Origin of the sequence: Gaiella sp. (assembly GCF_035558935.1) — a bacterium.
GTDB lineage: Bacteria > Actinomycetota > Thermoleophilia > Gaiellales > Gaiellaceae > Gaiella.
The window spans coordinates 14,663-38,617 of record NZ_DATMBZ010000089.1 but is presented as its reverse complement, the minus strand read 5'-3'; the positions used below and the strand labels follow the sequence as shown (position 1 = coordinate 38,617).

The 23,955-nt window shown below is 70.8% G+C and carries 25 protein-coding genes; 10 read left to right on the top strand and 15 right to left on the bottom strand.

The window, feature by feature from the left end; translation table 11 throughout:
- The coding region (locus VNM44_RS08715) for a M20/M25/M40 family metallo-hydrolase (RefSeq protein ID WP_325625125.1) at positions 1-534 on the top strand (534 nt) is incomplete at its 5' end.
- A gap of 103 nt (positions 535-637) precedes the next feature.
- Entirely contained in the window at positions 638-1,504 is an 867-nt protein-coding gene (locus VNM44_RS08710; RefSeq protein ID WP_325625123.1) for a DMT family transporter, read from the top strand.
- An 8-nt stretch (positions 1,505-1,512) separates the two neighbouring features.
- On the opposite strand, the gene VNM44_RS08705 is transcribed toward VNM44_RS08710, so the two are convergent.
- Genes VNM44_RS08705 through VNM44_RS08690 form a run of 4 tightly spaced genes read right to left on the bottom strand, consistent with a single transcriptional unit; the run spans position 1,513 to position 5,209 of the window.
- Entirely contained in the window at positions 1,513-2,157 is a 645-nt protein-coding gene (locus VNM44_RS08705) for an isochorismatase family protein (RefSeq protein ID WP_325625120.1), read from the bottom strand.
- A complete protein-coding gene (gene hydA, locus VNM44_RS08700; protein WP_325625116.1) occupies positions 2,157-3,572 on the bottom strand; it encodes a dihydropyrimidinase in 1,416 nt (471 codons plus the stop codon). Before hydA ends, VNM44_RS08705 begins: the two co-directional genes overlap by 1 nt.
- Positions 3,573-3,629: 57 nt before the next feature.
- The gene (locus VNM44_RS08695) at positions 3,630-5,006 is read right to left on the bottom strand and encodes an amidase (protein ID WP_325625110.1); all 1,377 of its coding nucleotides are present in this window, start codon (positions 5,004-5,006) and stop codon (positions 3,630-3,632) included.
- Positions 5,003-5,209: a hypothetical protein gene (locus tag VNM44_RS08690; protein ID WP_325625108.1), complete on the bottom strand. Its 207-nt coding sequence runs from the start codon at positions 5,207-5,209 to the stop codon at positions 5,003-5,005. The genes VNM44_RS08695 and VNM44_RS08690 overlap by 4 nt, the downstream gene beginning before the upstream one ends.
- On the opposite strand from VNM44_RS08690, the gene VNM44_RS08685 reads away from it, so the two are divergent.
- Both VNM44_RS08685 and VNM44_RS08680 read left to right on the top strand, forming a co-directional pair.
- Positions 5,208-5,399: a zinc ribbon domain-containing protein gene (locus tag VNM44_RS08685; RefSeq protein ID WP_325625106.1), complete on the top strand. Its 192-nt coding sequence runs from the start codon at positions 5,208-5,210 to the stop codon at positions 5,397-5,399. The two genes, VNM44_RS08690 and VNM44_RS08685, sit on opposite strands and share 2 nt — an antisense overlap.
- 4 nt (positions 5,400-5,403) lie before the next feature.
- Positions 5,404-6,249 carry an alpha/beta hydrolase gene (locus VNM44_RS08680; protein ID WP_325625104.1) on the top strand — a complete coding sequence of 282 codons (846 nt, stop codon included), beginning with the start codon at positions 5,404-5,406 and terminating at the stop codon, positions 6,247-6,249.
- Between the two features lie 10 nt (positions 6,250-6,259).
- Here VNM44_RS08680 and VNM44_RS08675 read toward each other — a convergent pair whose 3' ends face one another.
- From VNM44_RS08675 to VNM44_RS08640, 8 genes are all read right to left on the bottom strand, one after another.
- On the bottom strand, positions 6,260-6,661 hold the full coding sequence (locus VNM44_RS08675) for a nuclear transport factor 2 family protein (RefSeq protein ID WP_325625101.1): 402 nt from the start codon (positions 6,659-6,661) through the stop codon (positions 6,260-6,262).
- Between the two features lie 183 nt (positions 6,662-6,844).
- On the bottom strand, positions 6,845-7,570 hold the full coding sequence (locus VNM44_RS08670) for an isochorismatase family protein (protein ID WP_325625098.1): 726 nt from the start codon (positions 7,568-7,570) through the stop codon (positions 6,845-6,847).
- Positions 7,570-8,475 carry an allantoinase PuuE gene (gene puuE, locus VNM44_RS08665; protein WP_325625095.1) on the bottom strand — a complete coding sequence of 302 codons (906 nt, stop codon included), beginning with the start codon at positions 8,473-8,475 and terminating at the stop codon, positions 7,570-7,572. The genes VNM44_RS08670 and puuE overlap by 1 nt, the downstream gene beginning before the upstream one ends.
- Positions 8,472-9,698: a CoA transferase gene (locus VNM44_RS08660; RefSeq protein WP_325625093.1), complete on the bottom strand. Its 1,227-nt coding sequence runs from the start codon at positions 9,696-9,698 to the stop codon at positions 8,472-8,474. Before VNM44_RS08660 ends, puuE begins: the two co-directional genes overlap by 4 nt.
- Positions 9,695-10,468 carry a FadR/GntR family transcriptional regulator gene (locus VNM44_RS08655; protein ID WP_325625089.1) on the bottom strand — a complete coding sequence of 258 codons (774 nt, stop codon included), beginning with the start codon at positions 10,466-10,468 and terminating at the stop codon, positions 9,695-9,697. Before VNM44_RS08655 ends, VNM44_RS08660 begins: the two co-directional genes overlap by 4 nt.
- Positions 10,465-12,372: a hydantoinase B/oxoprolinase family protein gene (locus tag VNM44_RS08650; protein WP_325625087.1), complete on the bottom strand. Its 1,908-nt coding sequence runs from the start codon at positions 12,370-12,372 to the stop codon at positions 10,465-10,467. The genes VNM44_RS08655 and VNM44_RS08650 overlap by 4 nt, the downstream gene beginning before the upstream one ends.
- Before the next feature lie 2 nt (positions 12,373-12,374).
- Positions 12,375-14,504: a hydantoinase/oxoprolinase family protein gene (locus VNM44_RS08645; RefSeq protein WP_325625085.1), complete on the bottom strand. Its 2,130-nt coding sequence runs from the start codon at positions 14,502-14,504 to the stop codon at positions 12,375-12,377.
- Positions 14,501-15,544, bottom strand: a complete 1,044-nt coding sequence (locus VNM44_RS08640; RefSeq protein ID WP_325625081.1) for a zinc-binding dehydrogenase — start codon at positions 15,542-15,544, stop codon at positions 14,501-14,503. The genes VNM44_RS08645 and VNM44_RS08640 overlap by 4 nt, the downstream gene beginning before the upstream one ends.
- A gap of 64 nt (positions 15,545-15,608) precedes the next feature.
- Between VNM44_RS08640 and VNM44_RS08635 the strand changes: the two genes are divergently transcribed.
- From VNM44_RS08635 to VNM44_RS08615, 5 genes are read left to right on the top strand one after another with little or no spacing between them, the layout of a single operon-like run.
- Positions 15,609-16,454, top strand: a complete 846-nt coding sequence (locus tag VNM44_RS08635) for a CoA ester lyase (protein WP_325625078.1) — start codon at positions 15,609-15,611, stop codon at positions 16,452-16,454.
- Positions 16,444-16,974, top strand: a complete 531-nt coding sequence (locus VNM44_RS08630; protein ID WP_325625076.1) for a MaoC family dehydratase — start codon at positions 16,444-16,446, stop codon at positions 16,972-16,974. Before VNM44_RS08635 ends, VNM44_RS08630 begins: the two co-directional genes overlap by 11 nt.
- Positions 16,974-18,368 carry an MmgE/PrpD family protein gene (locus VNM44_RS08625; RefSeq protein ID WP_325625074.1) on the top strand — a complete coding sequence of 465 codons (1,395 nt, stop codon included), beginning with the start codon at positions 16,974-16,976 and terminating at the stop codon, positions 18,366-18,368. The genes VNM44_RS08630 and VNM44_RS08625 overlap by 1 nt, the downstream gene beginning before the upstream one ends.
- The gene (locus VNM44_RS08620; protein ID WP_325625071.1) at positions 18,365-19,534 is read left to right on the top strand and encodes an acyl-CoA dehydrogenase family protein; all 1,170 of its coding nucleotides are present in this window, start codon (positions 18,365-18,367) and stop codon (positions 19,532-19,534) included. The genes VNM44_RS08625 and VNM44_RS08620 overlap by 4 nt, the downstream gene beginning before the upstream one ends.
- A complete protein-coding gene (locus VNM44_RS08615; protein ID WP_325625069.1) occupies positions 19,531-20,694 on the top strand; it encodes an acyl-CoA dehydrogenase family protein in 1,164 nt (387 codons plus the stop codon). The genes VNM44_RS08620 and VNM44_RS08615 overlap by 4 nt, the downstream gene beginning before the upstream one ends.
- Before the next feature lie 54 nt (positions 20,695-20,748).
- Here the strand turns inward: VNM44_RS08615 and VNM44_RS08610 are convergent, their stop codons facing one another.
- A complete protein-coding gene (locus VNM44_RS08610) occupies positions 20,749-21,738 on the bottom strand; it encodes a GTP-binding protein (RefSeq protein WP_325625067.1) in 990 nt (329 codons plus the stop codon).
- Entirely contained in the window at positions 21,735-21,992 is a 258-nt protein-coding gene (locus tag VNM44_RS08605; protein WP_325625065.1) for a hypothetical protein, read from the bottom strand. The genes VNM44_RS08610 and VNM44_RS08605 overlap by 4 nt, the downstream gene beginning before the upstream one ends.
- A gap of 76 nt (positions 21,993-22,068) precedes the next feature.
- On the opposite strand from VNM44_RS08605, the gene VNM44_RS08600 reads away from it, so the two are divergent.
- Positions 22,069-22,953, top strand: a complete 885-nt coding sequence (locus VNM44_RS08600; protein ID WP_325625062.1) for a polysaccharide deacetylase — start codon at positions 22,069-22,071, stop codon at positions 22,951-22,953.
- A gap of 16 nt (positions 22,954-22,969) precedes the next feature.
- On the opposite strand, the gene VNM44_RS08595 is transcribed toward VNM44_RS08600, so the two are convergent.
- Complete coding sequence (locus VNM44_RS08595; RefSeq protein ID WP_325625059.1) at positions 22,970-23,950, bottom strand: ABC transporter permease; 981 nt, start codon at positions 23,948-23,950, stop codon at positions 22,970-22,972.
- Positions 23,951-23,955: the final 5 nt, after the last annotated feature.

The window sequence follows — 23,955 nt, the reverse complement described above, 5'->3', positions numbered from 1 at the left end:
GACCTCCGCCTCGACCCGACCCTGCCGCTCGCCGAGACGATCGTGGAGCTGGAGCGTCTCGCGCGAGCCGCCGGCGGCGGCACCGTGGGGACCGTCGGCGAGCTGGAGGCCGACCCGGGCCTGATCAACGCGATCGCGGCGCAGGTGCGGCTCTCCCTCGACATCCGCGGCCCCGACGACGACCGCTTCCAGGGCGTCGCGCGCGACATCGGCGCGTTTGCGACGGTGGCGGCGGAGCGACGCGGGATGACCGCCGACGTCACGCCCCGTCAGACGCTCGCTGCGACCCGCCTCGACCCCGGCGTCGTCGCAGCGCTGGAGGAGGCCGCGGCGGCGACGGGGGAGCCCGCGATGACGATGCACTCCGGGGCCGCCCACGACACGATGTGCGTCGCCGCCCGCGTGCCGAGCGCGATGGTCTTCGTTCCCTGCCGCGACGGGATCAGTCACCATCCGGCAGAGCACGCGGAACCGGCCGACGCCGCGCTCGCGGCGGAGATCATGTTGAACGCGATCGTCGCGCTCACTCGCTAGTCGAACGTCCGCCGCCGTGGCACGCCTCCGACGACGGGCGGGTCGTCACTCGGCGATGATCGCCGCGATGGCCGGGCAACGTCGCCGCACCGCACGAGCGTAGGTGGACGCCGTCCTTCTCGGCGTCCTCGCAGGGGCGCTGTTCGGGGCGATGACCGTGGCGGTGCGGTGGGGGCTCGTGCGCGGCGGGGACCCGGTGGTGGGCGCCGCGACCGTGATCACGATCGCGTTCACGGCCGGAGCGCTGCTCGCGCTTCCGACGATCGCCGACGAGACCGATTCCGGCGACCTCTTGCGGTTCTTCGCGATCGGCGCGCTCGTGCCCGGTGTGTCCCAGATCGTCTTCACCTACGCGGTCCGCGCCGCCGGCCCGTCCCGCGCCGCGATCCTCTTCGGCACGGCGCCGCTCCTGTCGGTGCTCCTTGCGCTCGCCCTGCTCGACGAGCCGTTCGAGCCCGCGCTGATCGTCGCGACCGCCCTCGTCGTCGCCGGGGGCGTCGTCCTCGCGGCCGAACGCCGGAGGCCGGTCGACTTCCGGGTCGTCGGCGTCGCCTTCGCGCTCGCCTGCGCCGTGCTCTTCGCGCTCCGCGACAACGCAGTGCGCTGGGTCGCACGGGACGCCGACGTTCCCGCGCTCCAGGCCTCTGCCGCCTCGCTTCTGGCGGCTGCGCTCGTGACGGTGGCGTTCGCGGTCGCGACGCGGAGGAGCGAGCTGCAGAGGGCGCTACGGGTCGCGCTTCCCTCGTTCGCACCGGCGGGGCTGCTGTTCGGACTGGCGTACGCGGCGCTCGTCACCGCGTTCGACCGCGGCAGGGTGGGGATCGTGGCGCCCTTGAACGCCACGCAGTCGCTCTGGGGCATCCTCTTCGCGGCGCTCTTCTTCCACCGGAGCGAGGCGATCGGGCGGCGGACCGTCGTCGCGGGACTGCTCGTCGTCGCCGGCGGTGCGATCGTCGGCGTCGTGCGCTGAGTCCGGGCTCAGGCCACGGGTACCGGGACGCTCTCGAGGTACGCGATCGCGTCCTCGACGGAGACGACGTCCGCGTACTTCGCCTGGATGTCGAACAGGTTCGCGTCGTGCGGCGCCTGCGCCCGGTCGCCGACGCACTCCCGCGGCACGATCGTGGGCCAGCCGTACTGCAGGAGGTCGATCGCCGTCGCGCGGATGCAGCCGCTCGTGGTCGCGCCGCAGAGGATGACCGAGTCGACCCCCTGTGAGACGAGCACGGACGCGAGGTTCGTGCCGAAGAACCCCGAGGCGCCCTTCTTCACGATCACGGTCTCGCCCTCGCGCCGGCCGAGCCGCTCGTCGATCTCGACCCAGGGGCCGCCGAGCTGGAGGTCGCCGAGCGTCGGCACCTTCTGGAGCCACAGGCCGCCGTCCTTCAGGCTCGCGTCGAACCCGATGGTCGTGAAGACGACGGGCAGCCCCCTGTCGCGTGCGGCGTCGAGCAGCCGGCGCGTCGCCTCGACCTGCGGGGTGAGGTCGGAGCCGAGGGCGCACGCGGGGTCGGTGAATCCGCACGAGAAGTCGACGACGAGCACGGCGGGCCGGGAGCCGAGCGTCACGCTCGCCCCCAGGCCCGCCTGCGCGTAGACGGCGCGTGCTTCCTCGTCCGACATCAGACGGCCGCGGCCGGCGCGGCGAGCAGCTCCTCGCCGAAGCGCGCCCGCTTGACGAACTGCCCCGCGCCCGGCTCGGCGACCAGCTCGTCGTCCTCGACGATCACCTGACCGCGGACGAGCACGACCTCCGGAGCGCCGGTCACCTGCTCGCCCTCGAACAGGTTGTAGTTGACGTTCGTGTGGTGGGTCGCCGCCGAGATCGTGAGCTTCTTCTCCGGATCCCAGACGACGATGTCGGCGTCGGAGCCCGGGGCGATCGTGCCCTTCCGCGGGTAGAGGCCGAACAGCTTGGCGACGTTCGTCGAGACGAGCTCGACGAAGCGGTTGGGCGTGATCCGGCCCGTCCGCACACCGTGCGTCCAGAGCATGTGGAGCCGGTTCTCGATCCCGGGGCCGCCGTTCGGGACGACCTGGAACTCGCGACCGTTGATCCCCTTCTGGTCGGGCCAGTTGAACGGACAGTGGTCGGTCGAGACGGCCGAGAGCACGTCGGTCGTGATCGCCTTCCAGAGGTGCTCCTGGTGCTCCTTGGGCCGCGGCGGAGGCGTGTAGATGTACTTCGCGCCCTCCCAGTTCGGCTTCTCCATCATCGTCTCGTCGATGAACAGGTACTGGGTGCACGTCTCGCCCCAGATCTTCCAGCCCTTCTCCCGGGCGAGCGCGATCGGCTCGACGGACGGCTGGCAGGAGACGTGGACGACATACAGCGGCGCATCGGCGACGCGCGCGAGCTGGATCGCGCGGTTCGTCGCCTCAGCCTCGGTCTCCATCGGCCGGCTGCGCGCGTGCCAGACGGGGTCGGTGTTGCCCGCCGCGACGGTCTCCTTGACGATGATGTCGATCGCGTCGCCGTTCTCCGCGTGCACCATCACGAGCCCGCCCGTCTGGTGCGCCGTGCGCAGCACCTTGAACAGCGTCTCGTCGTCGACCATCACTGCGCCCTTGTAGGCCATGAAGACCTTGTAGGACGTGACGCCCTCGTCGGGCAGCTTCGCGAGGTCCTCGAGCGTGCCGCCGGTGTGCAGGTCGGTGACGCCGATGTGGAACCCGACGTCGATCACGGGTGGGCAGCGCGTGATCTTCTCGTGGTACTTCTCGAGCGCCTGCGCGAACGTGTCGCCCGGAGTCTGCATGCAGAAGTCGATCAGCGTCGTCGTGCCGCCGAAGGCCGCGGACGTCGTGCCGGACGTGAAGTCGTCGCACGTCGTCGTCCCGCCGAAGAACATCTCGATGTGCGTGTGCGGGTCGATCGCCCCCGGCATCACGATCTTGCCGCTCGCGTCGATCACCTTGTCCGCCGTGACGTCGAGGGAGCTCCCGAGCAGCGCAACCCTCCCGTCGTCGACGAAGACGTCGCCGAAATAGTCGTCGCTGGCGGTGAGGATGCGGCCGCCCTTGATCAGCACGGACATTCTGTGTCCCCTTTCGGTCGCTGCTGAATGGTGTATACGCTCCCGCGCTCCGCGACGTCAAACGGCATCCGGAGGCCGCCGCTCGTGCCAGTCGGTCGCCTGCTGAAAGGCGTGCGCGACGCGCAGCACGGTCGCCTCGCCGAGCCGGCGGCCGGTCAGCGCGAGCCCGACGGGGAGACCGCCGACGAGGCCGCACGGGACGCTCACGGTGGGCACCCCGAGGCAGCTCCAGGGCGAGTTGAACGGGATGAGCGAGAGCCGGTAGGCGATCCGCTCCCCCCCGACCTCGACGGGGTCCTCGCCGATCCTCGGCGCGACGATCGGCATCTCGGGCGCCGCGAGCACGTCGTAGCGCTCGAACAACGGCCGGGCCTCGTGCGCGAGCGCGCGGCGGGCGCGCTGCCCGGTGACGGGGGCCGACGACGGGAGGAGCAGCCCCGCCAGGAGGCGCGCGCGGACGTCCGCTCCGTAGTCGGCGAGACGCGTGCGGAGCCAGGGCAGGTGCGCCTCGGCCGCCTCGGGAAGCATCACGAGCTGCTGGACGACCTCGGCGCGGCGGAGGAACCGGGCGTCGACCCGTTCGACGGTCGCGCCGAGAGACGCCAGCTCGCCGATCGCCTCCTCGACGGCAGTCCCGACGCGGGGGTCGAGCGGAACGCCGTCGAGGAGGTGCGAGACGACTCCGACCCGAAGCCCGTCGACGCCGCGCTCGATCCCGTCGAGGCAGGGCTCCGCCATCGAGGGGGTGGTCGAGGCGTCCGTCGGGTCGGGCCCGGCGATCACGTCGAGGAGGAGCGCACAGTCCTCGGCCGTGCGTGCGAGCGGGCCGACGGTGTCGTACGTCCACGAGACGGGGATCACGCCGCGATTCGGGACACGCCCGGTCGTCGGCCGGATTCCCGTGACGCCGCAGAGCGCTGCGGGGATGCGCACGGACCCCGCCGTGTCGGTGCCGAGCGCGCCGGGAACGAGGCCTGCGGCGACGGCCGCGCCGCTGCCGCCGCTCGAGCCGCCGCAGATCCGCTCGGTGTCCCACGGGTTCCGTGCCGGGCCGAACGCCTCGCTCGTGGTCGATGCGCCCCAGGCGAACTCGTGCGTGTTGAGCTTGCCGACGATGACGGCGCCCGCGCGCCTGAGCCGCATGACGACGGTCGCGTCGGCCGTGGCGACGTTGTCGGCGAGGACCTTCGACGCCGCAGTCGTGAGGGTGCCCGCGACGTCGATCACGTCCTTCACGCCGATCGGCACGCCGTGCAGAGGACCCGTCTTCGCCGGGAGCGCGTCGGCCTCGGCCAGCGCCTCCTCGGCCCGCACGGTGATGAAGGAGTTGTACGCCGCGTCGCGGCGCTCGATCCGGTCGAGCGCGTCCTCGACGGCCTCGCGCGGCGACAGGTCGCCCCGCTCGATCGCGGCGGCGAGCGCTACGAGCGTCACGTCGCCTCCGGGTCCGGGAGGTACATACCCGCCGGCGGGACGTCCCGCTGCGTCGCCTCCTCGAGCTCGCGGAGCGACGGAAGGACCGTACGGAGGAAGCCCAGCACGCCTTCGAGGTCGGCGTCGGTCGGCTCGACACCCTGCGCGCGCGCCAGAGCGCGGAGCTCGTCGAGCGAGGGGACGAGGCTAGACTCCGGTTCCATGCCCGTCTACGAGTATCGCTGCGAGGGCTGCGGCGAGAAGTTCGAGGAGTTCCTCTCGACCTCGGACAAGCCCGCGCCCCCGTGCCCGACGTGCGGGTCGGCGAAGGTCGAGCGCCTCCTCTCGCGGATCAACACCGAGTGGCTCCCGAGCGACGTCGCCTGGGACCGCGTCGGCCGCTCCTGGGACTGAGGCCGTGCCGTACGCGCAGGTCGACGACGGCATCCGGCTGTACTACGAGCTGACCGGGCCCGAGGACGGGCCGGTCGTGATCCAGTTCGGCGGCGGGCTCTTCGGCCGGCACAACTTCGGCTTCGTCAACGACGGCTTCCGCGAGCGCGGCTTTCGGCTCCTCTCCTTCGACGCGCGCGGCTACGGCGCGTCGACGAGCCCACGCGAGTGGTACACGATCGAGGGCTGGGCCGACGACGGGGCGAAGCTGCTCGACGCGCTCGGGCTCGACCGCGTTCTCGTCCACGGCACGTCGATGGGCGGGATGATCGCGATCGCGTTCGCTGCGACCCACGGCGCACGAACGATCGCGGCATGCGCCGACGTGGCGTTCGCGAAGCCGGACGTCTACCGGGCGACGCTGTTCCGGGTCTGGCGCCGGATGGCGGAGTCGATGCCGTGGGACGACTTCTCGGACCACGTCACGACGCAGGCGGTCGGCGCCGCGTTCCTCGAGAGCGAGGCGGGCAAGGACACGTTCGCGACCGTGCGCTCCGTGATCGGCGTCAACGACCCCTACACGGTGCGCCAGGCATGCCTCGCGATGGAGCAGATGGACCTCTCGCCGCTCGTGCCGATGATCGAGCGGCCGCTGCTCATGACGAACGGGACTCACGACATCCTCTGCCCGCCGGTGCTCGCCCCGTCCGGGCTCGGGGCGCGCAGGATGGCGGAGCTCAACTCCGCGATCACGACGCACGAGTTCCCCGACATCGGCCATGCCGACCTGCTCGAGTGCCCGGACGAGGCCGTGCGCATCGTCTCCTCGTTCTTCGAGGCCGCGTTGTCGGACGACGCCGACGCTCGCTGAGTCCCTGCGGTCAGTGGAGCGGGTTCGTCCCCGCCATCCAGATGATCACGCGCTCGAACTTCCCCTCGGCGTCGAAGTCGAAGAAGTTGCAGTTGTGCATGTCGTTCTGCGAGCCGTCCTGCAGCTCGCCGATGTAGCCCTGCTCGGTCGCGACCTTCCCCGCCGTTTCCTCGACGACGATGTTCCGGATCTCGTGGCGGATCGTCTTCGAGCTCGCGAAGAAGTCGGTGAACATCCGGCGGATCTCGGCGGCGCCGTCGAACGTCACGTGGTCGGTCTGCACGGTCAGCGTCGCGTCCTCGGCGAAATGCGCGAGCACGGCGTCGACGTCCATCGCGTCGACCGCGTCGAAGTAGCTCTGCGGCGCGGCGGCGAGCGCCTCGCGGGACCAGGTCGCAGGGGTGGTGGCCATCATGGACTCCCTTCGGTCGAGATCTCTCCGGCGATCGTGTCGCCGCTTCGGTGGACGCCTCCTACGCCGTCGCCTGGCTCATCACCCCCGCTCGGCCTTCGCTCGCCAAGCAGGATTCGGCAGGAGCCGAATCCTGCGGCTTGATCCCCGCCTTTGGCGGGGCACATCCCCGAAGGCGTCGCCTCACGGCGCCGCAACTGCCCCTTCTAGTCGGGCCACACGGCTGGTGAACGGCGCGATGCCGTCGAGGTAGGACAGGACGTCCTCGAGCGCCTCGACGTCGCCGAACTTCGCGTCGATGTCGAACAGGTTCCACTCGACGACGCCTGGGACGCGGTCGCCGACGGCCTCGCGGACGACGATCGGGCGAAAGCCCTGCGCGATCGCGTCCTCGGTCGTGTGCCGCACGCAGCCCGCCATGGTGACGCCGGTGACGATCACCGTGTCGACGCCGTGGGCGTTCAGGTAGCTCGCGAGGTTCGTGCCGTGGAAGCCGCTCGCGCACTTCTTCACGAGCACGAGCTCGCCGTCCGCCGGGGCGATCCGGCTGTCGATCTCGACGTCCTCGCTTCCCAACGGGAGGAGCTCGCACGGGATCTTGCGGCCCCAGAGGCCAATGTCCGAGTTCGGGCCGTCGACGTCCTGGTAGGCGGTCGTCGTGTAGACGACGGGGATCCCCTTCGCGCGGCCGGCCTCGTTGAGCGCCTGCACGGCCGGGATGATCGTCTCCATTCCCTCGCACGAGAACGCGTGGCCGGGCCTCGTCCAGGCGTTTGCGAGGTCGATGTGGACGAGCGCCGGCCGGCTCCCGTAGCCGACGCGGCGCTGGAAGCCCCGCGTCTGGTAGATGCCGGTATCGGCCTCGAAGATCGTCTGCAGTGCTGCACGCACCGCGTCGGCATCGGTCATCACGCACCTCCTGGCGCTGGATGCTCGGCCCGCCAGTGGCGGGCGATGTCCGCCCGGGTCGCGACCCAGACGTCGTCGCAGGCCGCGACGTGCTCGAGGAACCGGCGCAGCCCGGCGATGCGGCCGGGCCGGCCGACGATCCGGCAGTGGAGCCCGACCGACATCAGCCGGCCGCCGTCCGCACGGAGCTCCTCGAGCGAGTCGATCAGGTACGTCGCGAAGTCGTCTGCGGTCACGAACCCGTTCGAGAGCAGGAACTTGAAGTCGTTCGCGTCGAGGGTGTAGGGGACGACGAGGTGCTCCGTGCCGCCGACGTCGAGCCAGAACGGCAGCTCGTCCGCATACGAGTCCGAGTCGTAGAGGAAGCCGCCGTGCTCGACGACGAGCCGGCGGGTCGCGTCCGACCCGCGTCCCGTGTACCAGCCGACCGGCCGTTGTCCGCACACGCGCTCGATCGTGGCGACCGAGCGCTCGAGGTGCGCGCGCTCCTCCTCCGGCGGAAATTCGCCGTAGTCGATCCAGCGCCAGCCGTGGCTCGCCACCTCCCAGCCGGCGTCCGCCATCGCCCTTGCCGCCCCGGGGTTTCGCTCGAGCGCCTGGCCGACGCCGAACACGGTGAGCGGGATGCCGAAGGACGTGACGAGGCGGTGGACGCGCCAGAACCCGACCCGGCTGCCGAACTCGAACATCGACTCGGTGTTGAGGTTGCGGCGGCCGACCGTCGCCGGAGCGCCGATCACCTCGTGGAGGTACGCCTCGGAGGCCGGGTCGCCGTCGAGCGGCGTCGACTCGCCGCCCTCCTCGTAGTTCAGGACAAGGTTCAGCGCGACGCGCTTGCCCTCGGGCCAGCGGGGATCGGGTGGGCTGCCCCCGTAGCCGACGAGGTCGCGCGCCGTCTCGCTCACGACGCGGTCACCCGCTCGCCGAAGACGCCCGCGTGCTCGAGCTCGCGCACGCGCTCGGGGCTGTAGCCGCAGAGCTCCACGAGCACCTCCTCCGTGTGCTCGCCCCGGAACGGCCCGCGCTGGGCCGGCCGTTCGAGCGACGTGCCGCCCTCCGAGAGCCGGAGCGGCGTACGGATCGAGCGGACGCGCCCGAGCGACGGGTGGTCGTGCTCGACGACCGCTCCGCGCGCCTCGGTCTGGGGATCGACGAGAGCCTCCTCGACGGAGTTGATCCGCGAGGCGGGCACGCCGGCGGCGACGAGTGCGCCGACCCACTCGTCGACCGTCCGCGAGCGGAACGCCTCGTCCAGCTCCGGCAGGAGTGCGTCGCGATGCTCGTTCCGGCCCGCCATCGACGCGAACCGCTCGTCCTCGAGCAGGTCGGGCCTGCCGATCACCTCGCAGAGGCGCTCCCAGAACACCTGCTTCGCGGCGCCGACGACGAACCAGCCGTCCGCGGCCTCGAAGTTCTGGAAGGGGACGATCGTCGGGTGGGCGGAGTTGTGCCTGCGGGGCGGCACGAATCCGTGCGTCGCCGCCCAGGGGCCGATGTACATCAGCTCGTGCAGCGCGGTCTCGAACAGCGAGACGTCGCAGTCGCAGCCGACGCCGTCGCGCCGCGCGCGCCAGACGCCCGCGAGCAGCGCGATCACCGAGGCGTAGCCGCCGGAGAGGTCGACGAGCGAGAGCCCGCTCTTCGTCGGGGGGCCACCGGGCTCCCCGGTGAGGCTCTGCCAGCCCGCAAGCCCCTGCATCATGTAGTCGTAGCCGCCCTCGGTGGCGCGGGGCCCCGTCATCCCGAAGCCCGAGAGCGAGCAGCACACGATCCGCGGGTTCACATGCTTCAGCTGGTCGTACGTGAGTCCGAGCTTGCGCGGCTGGTCTCCACGGAGGTTCGAGTACACGGCATCGCAGGCGCGCACCAGGTCGTGCAGCACCGCGCGGGCATCGGGATGGCGGAGGTCGAGCGAGATGCTCCGCTTGCCGCGATTGAACGTCTCGAAGAAGAGCGAGTCCTCGTCCTCCTGAAACGGCGGCACGTAGCGCCCGACGTCCCCGTTCGACGCGGGGTCCTCGAGCTTCACGACGTCCGCACCGAGGTCGGCCAACTGCAGGGTGCCCCACGGCCCGGCCCCGAACTGCTCCACGGCAAGGATCCGGACGTCCGCGAGGGGGAGACTCATGCGCCCGCGGCCAGCGGCAGCCGCGCCGCCTTCCACGCCTTCTCGTAGTAGGGGACGAGGAACGAGAGATGCGCGTGCATCTCCGCGGCGGCACCGGCCTCGTCGCCCGCCTCGACCGCCTCGACGATGCGGGCGTGATGCGCGTGGATCGAGCGGTGGAACACGCGCGGCAGGCCCGAGCGGGACAGGCTCGTCTGCAGCGCGGAGAAGACCGGCTGCGCTGCGATCTGCAGCAGCCGGTTGTCGCAGCACTCGATCAGCGTCGCGTGGAAGTCGCGGTTGTGGACGAACTCGACCTGCGTGTCGAGCACGGGCCGGTCGGGCGGGATCGTCGCCCGGAGCCGTTCGAGGTCGCCCTCGGCCCGCCGCCTCGCGGCAAGCCGTGCCGCCGGCACCTCGAGCAGCATCCGGACCTCGATCAGCTCCTCCAGCGTCAGGTCGCGGGCGTCCGCGAGCAGCGCGATGTTCGAGCTGAGCGACTCCGAGATGTGGTCGACGGTCGGCAGCGTCACGTAGCTCCCGCCGGTCTGGCCCTTCGCGGTCCGCACGAGCCCCTGGGCGGCGAGAAGGCGAAGCGCCTCGCGGACGGTCGCCCGGCTGACCCCGAGCGAGCGCGCGAGCTCGGTCTCGGTCGGCAGCCGGCCGCCCTGCGGGAGCTCACCGGTGACGATCAGCTCGCGCAGCTGGTCGGCGACCTGCTCGTAGCTCTTGCGGACGCGGCGGAGGGGTAGCCGTGGCTCCTCCCTCCGCTCTCGGCGGGCCTCTGTCACGTCATCCCGAACTCGGCATTCCCGGCGATCGACACCGGCTTCGTCGAAGGCGGCAGCTCGGCGGCGAAGTAGTCGGTGAGCGACGTCACCGAGCGGCTGTTCCGCAGCTCGCCGCGCAGCGCCTCCGTCGCGGCGGCGTCGATCTCGAGCGTCCGCTCGTCGGCGAAGACGACACCGTAGGCGTCGCGCGCGAGCGCGATCGTCGTGAAGTCGTCGAGCACGTCCTCCCGCACGTCGCCCGGGGGCCGGTCGAGCGGGTCGCCGTACCCCGCGGCGTTCGGCTCGCGGAACTCGATGAACTCGCCGGCCGCGAACGGGACGCCGGTCACCTTCGCCGGCAGGATCTCCTGCTGCGCCGTGTCGGGATTCTTCCGGCACGAGGCGACGAGCCCGTCCCAGCCCCCGAAGATGCCGCGGGGCGGGTCGGTCTGCCGGTCGCCCTCGCACGAGTAGACCCCGTCGACGAGGAACCGGTTTCGCCGGATGATCCCGATCCCGCCGCGCCAGCGCCCCGGAGCCGCGGGCTCCGGCCGGAGCTCGTACTGGTCGCAGCGGATCGGGAAGCGGAGGTCGAGCTCCTCGATCGGGTTGTTGCGCGTGTTCGCCATCAGGTTGTCGACCGAGTCCATCGCGTCCTTGCCGTGGCGCCCGCCGTACGCGCCCTCGTTCACCTCCAGGTAGAGCCAGTACTCGCCCATCTCCTCGGAGAAGCCCGAGTAGGCACAGAAGTGGATCCCGGCCGAGTTCCCGGCCGTGACGCCCTCCGGAAGCGCGTCCGCGAGCGCGAGGATCGTGTTGTCGACCACCCGCTGCACCTGGCAGAAGCGCGAGAAGCACGCCCGCGGGAACGTCGGGTTGTAGATCGTGCCCTTCGGGGCGATCACCTTCACGGGCCGGAAGACGCCGTCGTTCTGCGGCACATGCTCGGGAAACGTCACCTCGTCGAGGAGGATCGTGCGCACCGCGTAGTACGCGCCGACGAGGAGCGAGCCCTCGTACGGGACGTTGTAGCCGGTCGGCACCTCCGCGTTCGAGCCGGTGAGGTCGATCGTGATCTCGTCGCCGTCGACGATCACCTTCGTCTCGATCCGGAGGCGGACGTCACGGTTCCGCGCGTCGTCGTCGAGCCAGCCCGTCGGGGCCGTGTACTCGCCGTCGGGGAGTGCGCGGATCTGCTCGCGGAGCATCGCCTCGCTGTAGTCCATCCAGTCGTACGCGGCGCTCATCACCGTGTCGACGCCGTAGCGCTCGTAGAGCCGCAGCATGCGGTCGCGCCCGAGCTGGCACGCGGCCATCATCGCGTTCATGTCGCCGCGGTTCATCGTCGCGGTGCGGACGTTGTCGAAGACCATCCGGTCGAGGTCCTCGTTGAGCTCGCCCGCCTGATACCAGCGGAGGCCGTCGTAGATCTTCGCCTCCGCGTACATGTCGAACGCGTCGGCGTTGATCCCCGGGAACGACCCGCCCACGTCGAGGACGTGCGCCGTCACCGCCGCGAACCCCTGGAGCTCGCCCTCCCAGAAGATCGGCACCGCGACCGCGATGTCCGGGCTGTGGGAGGCCCCGTAGTACGGGTGGTTGTGGATGATCACGTCCCCCTCGACGATCTTCCCCTCGAGGTGGCGCATGAAGCCGCGGATGTACCACGGGAGCGAGCCGATGTGCATCGGCGTCGAGTCGGACTCGCAGAGCTCACGGCCCAGGGCGTCGAAGATCCCGGCGCCGAGGTCCTCCGACTCGCGGATGATCGACGAGTAGGACATCCGGAACAGGACCCCCGACATCTCCTTCGCGATGGCGTGGAACGCGCCGCCGAGGACGCGCATCGTGATCGGGTCGACCTCGACCCGCTCGAGCTCCGGCGGCCCCGGGTGCTTGCCCAGCTCGTATTCGACGGTCGACACGGTCACACCCCCTCGCTCGCGGTGACGGTTGCGGCGGAGCCTGCCCTGACCCCGGCCGAGACGCCGACCTCGATCACGATGTTCCCGAAGCGGTCGACGTGCGCCTCGACGCCCGGTGGGATCACCGTGGTCGAGTCGTACTGGTTCACGATCGCGGGGCCGACCAGGCGGTTGCCCGCCTCGAGCGCCTCCCGGTCGTAGTAGCGCGTCGGCACCTGCTCGAGCGAGCCCTCGACGAGGAACCATGCCTCGCCCTCGTGGCGGAGCGCGTGGTCGGCCGAGGCATCTCCCGCCTGCACCTCCGGCGTCGACAGCTCGGGCATGAGGCCGATCCCGCGGACGCGGATGTTCGGCACCTCGATGTCCGACTCCTCGAAGCGCCGCGAGTACTCGCGCTCGTGGATGTCGTGGAAGTCCGCCCGCAGCCGCTCGACCCACGCCTCGTCGATCGCGCCGGAGCCGACGTCGACCCGCAGCTCGTACCCCTGACCGAGGTACCGGGCCTCCGCGATGCGCTGGATCACGATGCGGTCGGCCTCGATGCCGTCGTCCGCGAACTGGGCGGCGGCCAGCGCCTCGAGCTCCTCGAAGCGGGATTGCAGGCTCGCCGCATCGAGCTTCGAGAGCCGCTGGTAGGTCGTCGCCCCGTACTCGTACACCATGTCCGTCGCGACGAGCCCCATCGCGGCTGCGATGCCGGGGTGCGGCGGCACGACGACGTTCGGGGTGCCGACCTCGAGCGCGATCGGGACGGCGAAGACCGGGCCGGCGCCGCCCTCGGCGACGAGCGCGAAGTCGCGCGGGTCGAATCCCTTTCGCACCGAGTTCTCCTCGATCGACTGCACCATCGAGTGCGTGAGGATCTGCACCGCACCCATCGAGGCCTCCTCGACGCTCATGCCGAGCGCGGCGGCCGGGCCGTCGGCGAACGCCGCGCGCGCCTTCTCGGCGTCGAGCGACATCCCGCCGCCGAGGAATGCCTCGGGAAGCAACCAGCCGAGATTGACGAGCGCGTCCGTGGCGGTCGCCTGGGTGCCGCCACGCCCGTACGCGGCGGGGCCGGGCACCGCGCCCGCCGAGCGGGGGCCGACGCGGTAGATCCCACCCGCGTCGACGTAGGCGATCGAGCCCCCGCCGGCGCCGATCGTGTCGACGTCGACCATCGGGATCATCGCCTGGTACGGGCCGACCTTCGTGTCGAGCAGGTGCTTCATCCGCAGCCGGCCCTCCTGGGCCAGTCCGATGTCGGCCGACGTGCCCCCGACGTCGAGCGTGATGACGTTGTCGTAACCCGCCTGCTTCCCCGCCCAGATCCCACCGACGACGCCCGCCACCGGGCCCGACATCAGGAGGTTGACGGGCCGGCGGATCGCCGCCTCGGACGTCGCCACGCCGGACGCCGACGTCATCAGGTGCAGCCCCGAACGGACGCCGAGCGCCTCGAGCTCCTCGCCGAGGCGGGCGACGTACGACGCGACCTTCGGGCCGACGTAGGCGTTGAGGCCGACGGTCGAGAAACGCTCGTACTCCCGGTACTGAGGCAGCACCTCGGACGACACCGAGAGGAACGCCTCGGGGAACTCCTCGCGCACGATCTCCGCGACGCGCCGCTCGTGGTCCGGGTTCAAGAACGAGAACAGGAAGCAGACGCAGACGGCCTCGACACCAGCCTCCTTCAACGCGCGAACCTGCTCTCGCGCCCGCTCCTCGTCGAGCGGCACCAGCACGGCGCCGTCGCCCGTGACCCGCTCCGGAACGGTCAGCCGGTCGCGGCGCCGCACGACCGGATACGCCTGCCACGGGAGATCCTGGTAGTTCGAGAAGTTGAGCGGCTTCTTGTGCCGCGCGATGTGGAGGATGTCCCGGTAGCCCTCGGTCGTCAGCATCCCGACCCGCGCGCCGGTGTGCTCGATCACGATGTTGGTGGCGATCGTCGTTCCGTGGAAGACCTGATCCAAGGACGACGGCTCCGCACCCGCCGCGGCGGCGAGCTCCTTCAGGCCCTGGATCGTCCCCTGCGAGGGATCGTCGGGCGTCGTCGGAAGCTTGTGGACCCGGATCACGCCCGCTTCGTCGTCGACGTAGATGAGGTCGGTGAACGTGCCGCCGACGTCGACGCCGATCCGCTTCATGCGCCACCTCCCGCAGTGAGGACGATCTTTCCGAAGAACTCGCGGCTCTCCATGAGCTCCATCGCCTTCGCAGCCTCCTCGAGTGGAAAGGTCGCGGCGACCTGGGGCTTCAGCGCGCCGCGCGCGATCAGCTCGAAGACGGTCGCCAGCTCGTTGCGGTCGAAGACGAACGAGCCGATCACCGAGAGCTGCCGGCGGAAGAACGGGATGATGTCGAAGTCGACGACTTCGCCGCTGTGCGCCCCGCACACGACGAGCCGGCCGTCCTTCTTCAACGAGTCGAGGCCGTGCTGGAACAGCTCGCCACCGCAGTGCTCGTAGACGACGTCCACACCCTCCCCGTCGGTGTGACGGAGCACCTCCTCGACGACGTCCTGCGTCGTGTAGTCGATCCCGACGTCGAGCCCGAGATCCGTCGCCTTCTCGAGCTTGTCGGCGCGGCTGGACGTGCCGATCACGAACGCCCCCGCGTGCTTCGCGACCTGGACGGCGGCGGAGCCGATCCCGCTGCCCACGGAGCTCACGAGCACGGTCTCGCCTGCCCGCAGCCTCGCCCTCGTGATCAGCATGTGCCACGCCGTGCCGAACGCGATGTTGCTGGCGGCCGCCTCGACGTCGGTGACGCCGTCCGGGATCCGGATCAGCTGCGCCGCCTTGCAGATCACGCGCTCCGCGTACGCGCCCGGCGAGCCCATGCCCACGAACCAGTCCGGTGCAGTGCAGAGCGACTCGCGGCCCGTCCGGCAGTAGACGCACCGGCCGCAGGTCGCGATCAGGTACACGGCGACGCGGTCTCCGACCGACCATCCCTCGACGCCCTCGCCGAGCGTGGCGATGCGTCCGACCGGCTCGACACCGGGCGTGTGGGGAAGCTCGATGGGAAAGCGCGAGACGCCCTCCCTGACGTCGACGTCGAGGTGGTTGAGCGCCGAGGCGGTGACATCGACGGTCACCTCGCCCGGCCCCGGAGAAGGGTCGGGGTGCTCCTCGACACGGAGCACGCCGGCGTTGCCGAACTCGTGGAAGACGACGGCCTTCACGCTTCGCTCCTCCCTCCGGAACCCGTTAGTGTTTAAGTCAGACATTCGCAATTCTTCCAAAGCGATGGCCTCTCTTCAAACCGCACGCTCGTTCCTCTTCGCGCCGGGGAGCGAGGAGCGGAAGCTCGTGAGGGCGCTCGAGTCGGGCGCAGACGCGGTGGTCGCCGACCTCGAGGACGCCGTCGCGTGCGAGGAGAAGGATGCGGCGCGCGACGTCGCGACGCGACTGCTCGGCGATGTCGGAACCGACTCTCTGCGCCTTCTGCGGGTCAACGGGATCGACACCGAGTGGCACGACGCGGACGTCGCCGCATTGGGAGCCATAGGCCTCGACGGGATCGTCGTGCCGAAGGCCACCGCGCCCGCGATCCGGGCCGTCGGCGACCGCGTCGACACGCCGATCGTCGCGATCGTCGAGACGGCGCGGGGACTACGGGACGCGTTCGAGATCGCCTCACACGAGCGGGTGGCCGTACTGCTCCTTGGCGCGGTCGACCTCGGTCTCGACCTCGGCCTCGAGGAGCGCGAGGACGGGCAGGAGATCCTCTTCGCGCGCTCGTCGCTCGTCGTCGACTCCGCGGCGGCCGGACTGCGCGGCCCCGTGGACCGGGTCTGGGTCGACGTCCGCGACCTGGAGGGGCTCGCGCGCGACTGCGCCGTCGCACGGTCGCTCGGCCTCCGCGGCAAGGCGCTCGTCCATCCCGACCAGATCGCGCCGACGCACGAAGCCTTCGCTCCGACGGCGGGCGAGCTTCGGCGTGCGCGCGAGATCGTCGCCGCCTACGACCGCGCGGTCGGCGAAGGGCGCGGCGTCGTCGCCCTCGACGGCGACATGATCGACGCGCCCGTCGCCGAGCGTGCGCGGGAGTTGTTGAACGACGAGAAGAGGAGCGTCCTGCATGCCGAGTGAGACCCAGGCCGCGCCGAAGGAGTGGCGCGGACGCTTCTACGAGGACTTCGCCGTCGGCGACGTCTATCGGAGCCGGTTCGGCCGCACGGTCACCCGGACGGACAACATCTGGTTCACCTGCCTCACGATGAACACGAACCCGATGCACTTCGACGAGCGGTACGCCGCCGGCACCCGGTTCGAGCAGCCGCTCGTCAACAGCGCCTTCACGCTCGCTGTCGTGACCGGCCTGACCGTCCCGGACACGAGCGAGAACGCGGCCGCCAACCTCGAGTGGACCGACATCAAGCTGCCGAAGCCCGTCTTCGAGGGCGACACGCTGCACGCCGAGAGCGAGATCCTCGCCGTCCGGGAGTCCGCGTCCAACCCGAGCGTCGGCATCGTCTCCATGCGCTGCCGCGGCGTCAACCAGCGCGGCGAGGTCGTGATCGAGTTCCGGCGGACGTTCATGGCGTACCGCCGCGGCGCCCCCGAGGTGGCCGACCGGTTCCCGCACACCGACGCGGAGTGGACGGTCTGATGACCGCCGCGCAGAGAATCGCCGCGTGGGCGACACGGCTCGAGGCCGACGACGTCCCCGAGGCCGTCCGCGCCGACGCCAAGCTGCACGTCCTCGACGTGATCGGCTGCGGGCTCGCGGCGCATGCGACCGGAGTCGCGCACGAGGGTCGTGCGACGATGGGCGAGCTCGGCGGCCAAGCGGAGGCGACGGTAATCGGCACCCAGACGCGCCTGCCGGCCGCGAACGCAGCCTTCGCGAACGCGATGCTCTGTCACGGGCTCGACTACGACGACACGCACTCCGACTCGGTCAGTCACGTCTCGACGGTGGTCGCGCCGGCCGCGCTCGCCGCGGCGGAGCAGCTCGGCGCGAGCGGCCGTGACGCGCTCGCGGCGATCGTCGCCGGCAACGAGGTCGTCTGCCGCATCGGCATGGCCGCATCGGGCGCGTTCCACGCGCGCGGGTTCCACCCCACCGCGATCTGCGGGATCTTCGGCGGCGTCGCGGCGGTGGGGAGGCTGGGCCGCGTCGACCAGACCGTCGCCGCCAGCGCGCTCGGGATCGCCGGTTCGTTCGCGGGCGGCCTGTTCGCGTACCTCGCCGACGGGACGCCGACGAAGCCCATGCATCCCGCCTGGGCGGCGCACGGCGCGCACATTGCAGCGCGCCTCGCGGCCCACGGCGCGGCGGGGCCGCCCTCGGTGCTCGAGGGGAAGTTCGGCCTGTACCACGCGTTCGTCGGCGCGGAGGAGGGAGAGATCGACATCGAGGGTCAGCTGGCCGACCTCGGGACGCGCTGGGAGACGCCGCGCATCGCCTACAAGCCGTTCCCCGTTTGCCATTTCATGCACGGCGCCCTCGGCGCCGCGGCGGAGGGCGCCGGCGCGAGGACGTTCGCCCCGGAAGAGATCGAAGACGTGCTCGTCAGCGTGCCCGAAGCCGGCGTCTCGCTCGTCCTCGAGCCGGTCGCGGAGAAGATGGCGCCCCGCTCGGAATACGAGGGCAAGTTCTCGCTCCAGTACTCGCTCGCGTCGCTGCTCGTCCGCGGCCACGTCTCGGTCGCGGACTTCACGGACGAGGCGATCGCCGACCCGGCCGTGCTCGAGGTCGCCCGCAAGGTGCGCTACGAGACGAAGGAGTACCCCACGTATCCCCAGGCGTTCCCGGGCGGCGCCGTCGTACGACTGGCCGACGGGTCGTCGCTCGAGGCGGACTTCCCGTACCAGAGGGGCGGGCCGGAGAGCCCGCTCACGCCCGACGAGGTACGCGAGAAGTTCCGCGAGAACGCCTCCCTCGCGCTGCCGGACGCTGCCGTCGAGGCGCTCGAGGAGGCGCTCCTCTCACTCGACGAGCTGGACGACGTGGCCGCCGCGCTCGCTCCGCTCACCGTCCCCGACCCCGTCACGGCGTGACCGTCACCGCCGAGCAGACGGAGATCGTCGCCGCCGTCCGCGACTTCGTCGACCGCGACGTCGTGCCGGTCGCCTCGCGGCTGGAGCACGACGACGAGTACCCGGAGACGATGGTCGAGACGATGCGGACGATGGGGCTCTTCGGGACGACGATCCCCGAGGAGTACGGCGGCCTCGGCCTCGGGCTCGACACCTACGCGCTGATCGTGATGGAGCTCTCGCGCGGATGGGTGACGCTCTCGGGGATCCTCAACGGCTCGTTCATCGCGGCGACCATGATCCGCCTCCACGGGACCGAGGAGCAGCGTCGCCGCTACCTACCCCGGCTCGCGTCGGGGGAGCTCCGCTCGTCGTTCTCGATGACCGAGCCGCACGCCGGCTCCGACGTGCAGGCGATCCGCACGATGGCCGTCCGCGAGGGCGACGAGTACGTCCTCACCGGCCAGAAGCTGTGGGTGACGAACGGCTGGCGTTCCGGGATCGTGATGCTGCTCGCGAAGACCGATCCGCAGGCCGAGCCGGCGCACGCGGGGATGACCGGCTTCATCGTCGAGAAGGAGCCCGAGACGAGCCCGCCCGGGCTCACGATCCCGATGCCCGGGCTGCCGAAGCTCGGCTACAAGGGCGTCGAGTCGACCGAGCTCGTGTTCGACGGTTTCCGCACGCCTGCCTCCAGCGTCCTCGGCGGCGGCGACGGCGTCGGGCAGGGGTTCAAGTACTTCATGAGCGGCATCGAGGTCGGTCGGGTGAACGTCGCCGCGCGCGGCGTGGGCATCGCCAGGGCGGCGCTCGACGACGCCCTCGCGTATGCGCGCGAACGGGAGGCGTTCGGCAAGCCGATCGCGGGTCACCAGGCGGTGCAGCTGATGCTCGCGAAGATGGCGACGCGGACCGAGGCGGCCCGCCTGCTCACGGTCGAGGCGGCGCGGAAGAAGGCGTCCGGCGACCGGGCCGACCTCGAGGCCGGCATGGCCAAGTTCTTCGCGACCGAGGCGGCCCAGGAGAACGCCCTCGACTGCATGCGGATCCACGGGGGCTACGGGTACTCGACGGAGTACCGCCCCGAGCGCTACTACCGCGACGCGCCGCTGCTCCTGATCGGCGAGGGCTCGAACGAGATCCAGCAGCTGATCATCGCCCGCCGCCTCCTCGAACGCACCGCGTGAACTTCGAGCAGCCTCCCGAGCTGGCCGAGATCCGCTCGGCCGTGCGCGAGCTGTGCCGTCGCTTCCCCGGGGAGTACTGGCGCGCGCTCGAGCCCGACCGCTACCCCGAGGAGTTCGTCGCCGCCCTGACGGAGGCCGGTTGGCTGGCGGCTCTGATCCCCGAGGAGTACGGCGGCGCGGGGCTCTCGCTCACGGCGGCGAGCGTGATCCTCGAGGAGATCAACGCGTCCGGCTGCAACTCCGGCGCCTGCCACGCGCAGATGTACACGATGGGGACGATCCTCCGCCACGGCTCCGGCGCCCAGAAGGAGCGCTACCTCCCCCGCATCGCCTCCGGCGAGCTGCGACTGCAGGCGTTCGGTGTGACCGAGCCGAGCGTCGGCTCCGACACGACGGCGCTCCAGACGACCGCGACGCGTGTCGAGGGCGGCTGGTCGATCAGCGGACAGAAGCTCTGGACGTCACGGGCGGAGCACTCCGACCTGATGCTCCTCCTCGCCCGCTCGACACCGGCCGACAGGGTCGAGAAGCGCACGGAGGGGCTGTCGACCTTCCTCGTCGACATGAAGCGGGCCGTCGCGGACGGGACGATGACGATCCGCCCGATCAGGACGCTGATGAACCACGCGACGACCGAGATCTTCCTCGACAGGGTCGTCGTCCCGGACGAAGACCTCGTCGGCGAGGAGGGCCGGGGCTTCCGCTACATCCTCGACGGGATGAACGCCGAGCGCGTGCTCATTGCGGCCGAGTGCATCGGCGACGGGCGGTGGTTCGTGGAGAGGGCGACCGCGTACGCGGGCGAGCGGGTCGTGTTCGGCAGGCCGATCGGCGCGAACCAGGGCGTCCAGTTCCCGATCGCCCGTGCGCACGCGCAGATCGAGGCGGCCGATCTCGTCCGGTACAAGGCAGCTTGGCTCTACGAGGAGGGGCTCCCGTGCGGGCCCGAGGCGAACATGGCGAAGCTGCTCGCGGCCGACGCCTCCTGGGCCGCGGCGAACGCCTGCCTCGACACGCACGGCGGCTTCGGCTTCGCGGAGGAGTACGACATCGAGCGGAAGTTCCGCGAGACGCGGCTGTACCAGGTCGCGCCGGTCTCGACGAACCTGATCCTCGCGTACATCGGCCAGCACGTGCTCGGCATGCCGCGCTCCTACTAGCCTGCGGGATCGGAATCCGCTCGCGCGGATCCCGATCCGCAACTATCCCCGCCCCTACGGGCGGGGCACACCCCTGAAGCCGCCTGCTGCCGGAGGCAGCGGCGAGGGGGCATCCGTGACGAACGCGCGGAGCGAGCGCTCGAGGGCGTCGCGGTCGACGTCCTGTCCGATCACGACGAGGCGGGAGCGCCGGTCGTCGTCCGGCCACCCGTCGAGATGCAGCGGCGGATGGACGGCGTGCCGCACGCAGTTGACGAGCAACGGGCCCTCGCCGCCCGTGTCGAGCAGGCCCTTGACCCGCAGGATCGACGTCCCGCGCGCGTGCAGCAGCATCGTCAGCCAGATGCCGAACGCCGTCCAGTCGACGGTGCGATCGAGGGTCAGCACGACCGCCTCGACGCCGTCGGGATGCGCGTGCCCGTTTGTCCGCGCGAGCTCGCGCACGTCGCGGGCGGAGGCGGTGAGCAGGAACTCGGGCTCGACCTCGCCGAACGAGGCGCGGATCGCGCGGGCCGTCGGATTGAGCCGTTCGAGCTCGTCCTCCAGCGCCTCCAGGTCGTGCGGGCCGACCACGTCGGCCTTCGTGAGGACGAGGGTGTCCGCCGCGGCGACCTGGTGGAGCGCCTCGTCGCCGTGGAGGCCGTGCTCCCCGTCGACCGTGACGACGATCGCTCCCACCGCGTAGTGGTGCGGCAGCAGAGGATCCGCGAGCAGCGTCTGGACGATCGGCGCCGGCTCTGCGACTCCGGTCGTCTCGATCACGACCCGCCGGAACGGCGGGATCGCTCCGGCGTCGCGCAGGTCGAGCAGGCTGCGGAGCTCGTCGGACAGGTCGCCGCGGAGGACGCAGCACACGCAGCCGCTCGAGAGCAGCACCGTCCGCTCGTCGACGCGGCGCAGGAGATGGTGGTCGATCCCGACCTCGCCGAGCTCGTTCACGATCACCGCCGTCTCGCCGAGCTCGGGGCGCTGGAGCAGTCTCGAGATGAGCGTCGTCTTGCCGCTGCCGAGCTGCCCCGTCACGAGGAAGACAGGCGTCGTCATGCCGAGAGCGCGGCCACCAGCCCCGGATCCAGCGGGTCGAGCGGAGCGCCGTGCAACCGCTCGGCCTCGATCCACACGGCGCCCAGGTCGGAGACGACCGCCGTCCCGCCCTTGCGGTCGCGGAGCACGTACGCCCCACCCGACCATGCCGCGACCTCGAGGCCGTAGTGGCCGAGCACGCGGTTCAGAGCCGTTGCGCGAAGGACACGGCCCCGGGCGCCCTCACCGCTCTCCGCCCAGTGCTCCTTCGCCATCACTCCGCAGAGCGAACACACTAGAGTCGTCTTGTAGCAGTCAGCGCGTCCAGCTCGATACGAACGGGAGGCAACGATGGCCAAGGAGATCTTCGTCGCCTATGGCGTCGACGTCGACGCCGTCGCCGGGTGGCTCGGGTCGTACGGAGGCGAGAACTCGCCCGACGACATCTCGCGCGGCCTCTTCGCGGGCGAGATCGGGACGCCGCGCCTGCTGGAGCTGTTCCGCCGCCACGAGCTCAAGACGACGTGGTTCATTCCGGGCCACTCGATCGAGACGTTCCCCGCGGAGACCGAGCAGGTCGTCTCTGCAGGGCACGAGGTCGGGATCCACGGGTACTCGCACGAGAACCCGATCGCGATGACGCGCGAGCAGGAGACTGCGGTGCTCGACAAGTGCATCGACCTCGTGGAGCGCGTCTCCGGCAAACGCCCGACGGGCTACGTCGCCCCGTGGTGGGAGTTCTCCAACGTCACGAACGAGCTCCTGCTCGAGCGCGGGATCAAGTACGACCACTCGCTCATGCACAAGGACTTCGAGCCGTACTACGTCCGCGTGGGCGACTCGTGGACGAAGATCGACTACTCGAAGCGGGCCGACGAGTGGATGCACCCGCTCGAGCGCGGCGAGGAGACGGACCTGATCGAGATCCCGGCGAGCTGGTACCTCGACGACCTGCCGCCGATGATGTTCATCAAGACCTCGCCGAACAGCCACGGGTTCGTCAACCCGCGGGACATCGAGCAGCTCTGGCTCGACCAGTTCGACTGGGTCTACCGCGAGTACGACTACGCGGTCTACACGATGACGATCCACCCCGACGTGAGCGGACGCCCCGCGGTCCTGGCGATGCACGAGCGCATCATCGAGCACATCAACCGCCACGACGGCGTCCGCTGGGCGACGTTCGACGAGATCGCGGACGACTTCGCGAAGCGCTCGCCGCGCACGGCGTCGTAGGCCGAGCGGCCGCGAACTACCGGCTCGCCGGGTCGACGGCCTCGACGCGGATGCCGCCGCCGGGCTCCACGCCGAACTCCTCCTCCACGCTGTGGATCGGCGCGCCACGTTTGCGGAGTCGGACGGTGCCCGCGATGAGGACGACAGCGATGATCGCGAGCGTGACCGCGGTCGTCCCCGCGCCCAGGGCGTAGAGGTTCGGCAGGATCGGCCGGCTCTGCGGCCAGGTGCCGATCAGGATCGGCAGCGGCTGGGCCTCGTACCCGCTCTGCAGCAGGATCGTGCGGTCGAAGTCGTTCCAGGTGAGGGTGAAGCCGAAGAGGAAGCTGCCGAAGATCCCCGTCCAGACGAGGGGGAGCGTGACCTCGCGGAACGTCGTCGGCCCGTTCGCACCGAGGTCTCTCGCCGCCTCCTCGACGTGGCGGTCGTACCGGTTCCAGACCGCCAGCATGACGAGGAACGAGAAGGGAATGCCCCAGATCACGTTCGCGCCGAGCGCCGTGTACCAGAGGTTCGGCGTGAACCCCATGAACTTCCAGAGCAGCTGGTTGCCGAGGCCGACGAGGAACGCCGGCGTCATCAGCGCGAGCATGAGGATGAAGAACGCGACGACGTCGCCCTTGAGGCGCCAGCGGCGGCGGAAGGCCATCGAGAGCGAGAAGCCGAACACGGCGACGAGCACTCCCGCGACGAGCGAGAGCCAGAGGGACTGGCGGCCCGACGCGCTCACGTCCTCGGCGATCGTGTTGAAGAGGTCCGTGTCCCAGAGGGTCCTCCACCAGTCGAGGCTGATCGGCCCGCGAAACGGGAACGTAAGCTGGCCCGTGTCCCCCTGGAACGAGAGGATCGCCATCAGGATCATCGGGATGTAGAGGAAGAACAGGAAGAGCATGAAGTACGCGCCGAGCACCCACTTCGACCAGTCGCGGCGCTGCTTCACGTCGCGCCGGACGACGACGTCCTGCGGGCGGGCGACGTCCTCCGCCGCCGTTGCCATCGTCT

Bases quoted from the DNA above. Each gene is read 5' to 3' on its own strand.
- VNM44_RS08705 (WP_325625120.1), bottom strand. From the start codon at position 2,157: ATGTCGGACGAGGAAGCACGCGCCGTCTACGCGCAGGCGGGCCTGGGG.
- hydA (WP_325625116.1), bottom strand. From the start codon at position 3,572: ATGTCCGTGCTGATCAAGGGCGGCCGCATCCTCACCGCCAGCGACGAC.
- VNM44_RS08685 (WP_325625106.1), top strand. From the start codon at position 5,208: ATGCCCGTCTACGAGTATCGCTGCGAGGGCTGCGGCGAGAAGTTCGAG.
- VNM44_RS08690 (WP_325625108.1), bottom strand. From the start codon at position 5,209: ATGGAACCGGAGTCTAGCCTCGTCCCCTCGCTCGACGAGCTCCGCGCT.
- VNM44_RS08675 (WP_325625101.1), bottom strand. From the start codon at position 6,661: ATGGCCACCACCCCTGCGACCTGGTCCCGCGAGGCGCTCGCCGCCGCG.
- VNM44_RS08670 (WP_325625098.1), bottom strand. From the start codon at position 7,570: ATGACCGATGCCGACGCGGTGCGTGCAGCACTGCAGACGATCTTCGAG.
- VNM44_RS08660 (WP_325625093.1), bottom strand. From the start codon at position 9,698: ATGAGTCTCCCCCTCGCGGACGTCCGGATCCTTGCCGTGGAGCAGTTC.
- VNM44_RS08645 (WP_325625085.1), bottom strand. From the start codon at position 14,504: ATGAAGCGGATCGGCGTCGACGTCGGCGGCACGTTCACCGACCTCATC.
- VNM44_RS08635 (WP_325625078.1), top strand. From the start codon at position 15,609: ATGGCCTCTCTTCAAACCGCACGCTCGTTCCTCTTCGCGCCGGGGAGC.
- VNM44_RS08630 (WP_325625076.1), top strand. From the start codon at position 16,444: ATGCCGAGTGAGACCCAGGCCGCGCCGAAGGAGTGGCGCGGACGCTTC.
- VNM44_RS08625 (WP_325625074.1), top strand. From the start codon at position 16,974: ATGACCGCCGCGCAGAGAATCGCCGCGTGGGCGACACGGCTCGAGGCC.
- VNM44_RS08610 (WP_325625067.1), bottom strand. From the start codon at position 21,738: ATGACGACGCCTGTCTTCCTCGTGACGGGGCAGCTCGGCAGCGGCAAG.
- VNM44_RS08605 (WP_325625065.1), bottom strand. From the start codon at position 21,992: ATGGCGAAGGAGCACTGGGCGGAGAGCGGTGAGGGCGCCCGGGGCCGT.
- VNM44_RS08600 (WP_325625062.1), top strand. From the start codon at position 22,069: ATGGCCAAGGAGATCTTCGTCGCCTATGGCGTCGACGTCGACGCCGTC.
- VNM44_RS08595 (WP_325625059.1), bottom strand. From the start codon at position 23,950: ATGGCAACGGCGGCGGAGGACGTCGCCCGCCCGCAGGACGTCGTCGTC.